The sequence below is a fragment of the Rugamonas sp. genome, assembly GCF_025354735.1.
Classification (GTDB): Bacteria; Pseudomonadota; Gammaproteobacteria; order Burkholderiales; family Burkholderiaceae_D; genus Rugamonas.
On sequence record NZ_JANXMI010000127.1, the window covers coordinates 1 to 3,110 of the forward strand.

General features: G+C 60.4%; 4 protein-coding genes and 1 pseudogene. 3 read left to right on the plus strand and 2 right to left on the minus strand.

The genetic code is table 11. The features are described 5' to 3' along the window. Window positions 1-244: pseudogene (gene ssuB, locus Q0S71_RS10385) on the plus strand (aliphatic sulfonate ABC transporter ATP-binding protein); the annotation flags it as partial. 243 nt (window positions 245-487) lie between these two features. Beyond that, a complete protein-coding gene (locus Q0S71_RS10390) occupies window positions 488-1,054 on the plus strand; it encodes a YceI family protein (RefSeq protein WP_295994591.1) in 567 nt (188 codons plus the stop codon). A 97-nt stretch (window positions 1,055-1,151) separates the two neighbouring features. Here the strand turns inward: Q0S71_RS10390 and Q0S71_RS10395 are convergent, their stop codons facing one another. Continuing rightward, complete coding sequence (locus Q0S71_RS10395; protein WP_295994593.1) at window positions 1,152-1,736, minus strand: chromate transporter; 585 nt, start codon at window positions 1,734-1,736, stop codon at window positions 1,152-1,154. Next, a complete protein-coding gene (locus Q0S71_RS10400) occupies window positions 1,733-2,308 on the minus strand; it encodes a chromate transporter (RefSeq protein WP_295994596.1) in 576 nt (191 codons plus the stop codon). The genes Q0S71_RS10395 and Q0S71_RS10400 overlap by 4 nt, the downstream gene beginning before the upstream one ends. 279 nt (window positions 2,309-2,587) lie before the next feature. Between Q0S71_RS10400 and Q0S71_RS10405 the strand changes: the two genes are divergently transcribed. Continuing rightward, a complete protein-coding gene (locus Q0S71_RS10405) occupies window positions 2,588-2,812 on the plus strand; it encodes a hypothetical protein (RefSeq protein WP_295994609.1) in 225 nt (74 codons plus the stop codon). The last annotated feature ends 298 nt before the right edge of the window (window positions 2,813-3,110 follow it).

Below are 3,110 nucleotides of genomic sequence, written 5' to 3' on the forward strand. Positions count from 1 at the left end.
CCGCATCGAGATGCAGCAGTTGATCGAAGCGCTGTGGCAGACGCGAGGCTTCACCGCCGTGCTGGTCACGCACGATGTGCAGGAAGCGGTGGCGCTGGCCGACCGTGTGATCCTGATCGACCAGGGCCGCATCGCGCTCGACATGGAAGTCGATCTGCCGCGTCCCCGCGTGCGCGGCACGACGGCCTTCGCCGCGCTGGAGCGGCGCCTGCTCAGTCATGTGCTGACGCCGTCGGCCAGCTGAGCCCATCGCGCCGCCGTGGCGCTGCGGCGACCATCGGGGCGCATGCAGTTGAAACAAACACCAGACCCGGCGCAAAACTAGGGCCTGCCCACCATCGATAATCGATTTTATCGATACTAAACCGGTAAATTTTCCGTTTTACATCTTCTGGACGCACGCGCATAATCGGTCCCAGTTAAAAGATGTACGCCAAGCAAGAAGCTCTGGCCTATCCTGATCGTTTATTTTTTCGGAGTCTTACCCATGAAAAAAATCGTCGCCCTGCTGATCGCCGCTGGTATCTCGATGGCCGCCGCCGCCGCCGCTGAAACCTATGTAATGGACAGCACGCACACTTTCGCGCGCTTCAGCTACAGCCACTTCGGCTACTCCAACCAGGAAAGCCGTTTCGACAGCACCACCGGCAAAATCGTGCTGGACCGTGCCGCCAAGACCGGTTCGGTTGACGTCGTCATCGATGCCAAGTCGGTCAACACCGGCTACAGCGTGTTCAACGGCCACATCCAGGGCGAAGACTTCTTCGACACCGCCAAGTTCCCAACCATCACCTACAAGTCGACCAAGGTCAACTTCGACGGCGACAAAATCGCTAGCGTCGACGGCAACCTGACCATCAAGGGCGTGACCAAGCCAGTGACGCTGACCGTCACTTCCTTCCAGTGCATGCCGCACCCGATGGTGAAGAAAGATGCTTGCGGCGCCAACGCGACCGCCAAGGTCAAGCGTTCGGACTTCGGCGCCGGCAAATACGCTCCTTACGTCGGCGACGACGTGACCCTGACCTTCACGGTCGAAGCGATCAAAGAGTAATTGTCCGACCCGTATTGACGAACCGGAGCAGGGCGCGAGCCCGCTCCGGTTTTTTTACGCCCGCTGCACGGCGGAACGGAGGGAGGGCGGCCAGCCCTCAGACCAGGCCGAGGCCGCCGAGCACGGCGCCCAGCGCCAGCAGCCACAGCAAATGCAGCCGGGTGCGCCAGATCACCACGCCGGCCGTCACCGTCAGCAGCCACAGCGGCCAGTCGCGGGCCGGGTCGTGGTGGGCGCCGCCGAGCAGGATGCTGGTCGACAGCAGCAGCGCGATGACGACCGGCGCCATGCCCTGCTTGAACGCGCGCACCACGCGCAGGTCGCGGTTGCGGTGGCCCCAGCGCGCGGCCAGATACGTCAGCGTGGTGCTCGGCAGCAGAATGCCGACCATCGTCACCAGCACGCCCAGCAGGGCGGCCGTCATGCTGCCGGCGTTCAAGCCCACGTTCCAGCCCATCAGCGCCACGAACAGCACGTTCGGCCCCGGCGCCGCCTGTGCGATGGCGATGGATTCGTTGAACTGGGTTTGCGTCAGCCAGTGGTGCTGTTCGACCAGGAAACGGTGCATCTCGGCCGAGGTCGAGATGGTGCCGCCTATCGACATCAGCGACAGGGTCAGGTATTCGACGAACAGGTGGAACCAGTCGCTCCAGTCCAGCAGCAGGTGCAGGGGCGCGGTCATGGCGCCAGCTTGCGGTAAGTCATCACCCAGCCTAGGCCGCCTAGCGTGAGGAGGCTGTAAATCATCGGCCAGTGCAAGATGGCGACGAACAGCACGCCCAGCAGCGTGAAGCAGACCGTCGTCGCCAGCGGCAAGGGATGTTTCTTGAGCGTGGCGGCCATTTTCATGCCGGTGGCGCCTATCAGGCCGGCGGACACGGCCGCCATGCCGCGCAGCGCGCCGTGCAGGGCGGGGTGGTCGGCGAAATGGGCGTAGACTACCGCCAACAGCAACACCACCACCATCGGCAGCGCCAACATGCCGGCCAGCGCCGTCAGGGCGCCGGCCAGTCCGAAATAGCGGCTGCCCAGCATCATCGACAGATTCACCACGTTGGGGCCGGGCATGATCTGGGCCACCGCCCAGTCTTCGACAAATTCTTCCTGCGTCAGCCAGCGCTTGCGCTCGACCATTTCCTGTTGGACGATGGCGAGCACGCCGCCGAAGCCTTGCAGGGCCAGCCAGGTAAAGGTGAGGAACAGCTCGCGCAGGGAAGCGGGTTGCGGCCGAGCCGGGGCGGGGATGGGATTCATGAACGCTATTATCGCCTTCGCCATTGCCGCCTGTCCATGAACGTTACCGCGTCCTGCGGCAAGCGGCGTCGGCGCTGTTTCGATATAGCACAGAAGCGGGGCTGACGCGCGGCCAGCCGCAAACATATAAATCCCCGGCTGATAGAAAGCTGACATTGACTTTGGCTTGCCATGATTGATACTCCTTGGAGTGCCACATCATCCATCTCCATCAAGCCGCAGCGGCTGCTTATTTCTTAATATCGTCAGCCTCCCACCTGAATCGAGTGAAGGATAGCCATGAACGCCACCATACTGCCAGTTTTGCGACCGCCCGCGTTTGTCGATTTATACCAGCAGCGCGTCGACCTGGGCATCAGCGCCATTGTCGACCGCGGTATCTCCGTGCAAGCCAGCTTCAGCACCCTGTGTGCGATCGAATATTTAAAATCCCATAACGTCAGCTCCGGCGTCATCGAGCGGGTGCTCCTGCATCCCGAACAGCGGCGAAAAACCCATCATTGAGCGCCATCTTCCGGGAGGCCGGCCTCCGGTGCGGAAAATTTCTGTGCTGAAATTTGGCACGTCCGTGCGTTTCATGAAATATGCTCGCCTTGCTACAAGTTATGCACAAAATATGCAACGGCGAAATTTTGCTAAATATTTTCTCGTGATAATTTGTGATTATCTAAGTTGTTGATTTAAAACGATTTTATTTTTGCCTTTTGAACGGGCAGTTTGTTGAAACCCGCATGGATAAAGGCCTGCTTGGCTGTCAAGAGGGAATTATCCACAAAGATATCCACAGCCATTGTGGATATCC

Coding starts and splice junctions, on each gene's coding strand:
- Q0S71_RS10390 (WP_295994591.1), top strand. CDS start 488: ATGAAAAAAATCGTCGCCCTGCTGATCGCCGCTGGTATCTCGATGGCC.
- Q0S71_RS10395 (WP_295994593.1), bottom strand. CDS start 1,736: ATGACCGCGCCCCTGCACCTGCTGCTGGACTGGAGCGACTGGTTCCAC.
- Q0S71_RS10400 (WP_295994596.1), bottom strand. CDS start 2,308: ATGAATCCCATCCCCGCCCCGGCTCGGCCGCAACCCGCTTCCCTGCGC.
- Q0S71_RS10405 (WP_295994609.1), top strand. CDS start 2,588: ATGAACGCCACCATACTGCCAGTTTTGCGACCGCCCGCGTTTGTCGAT.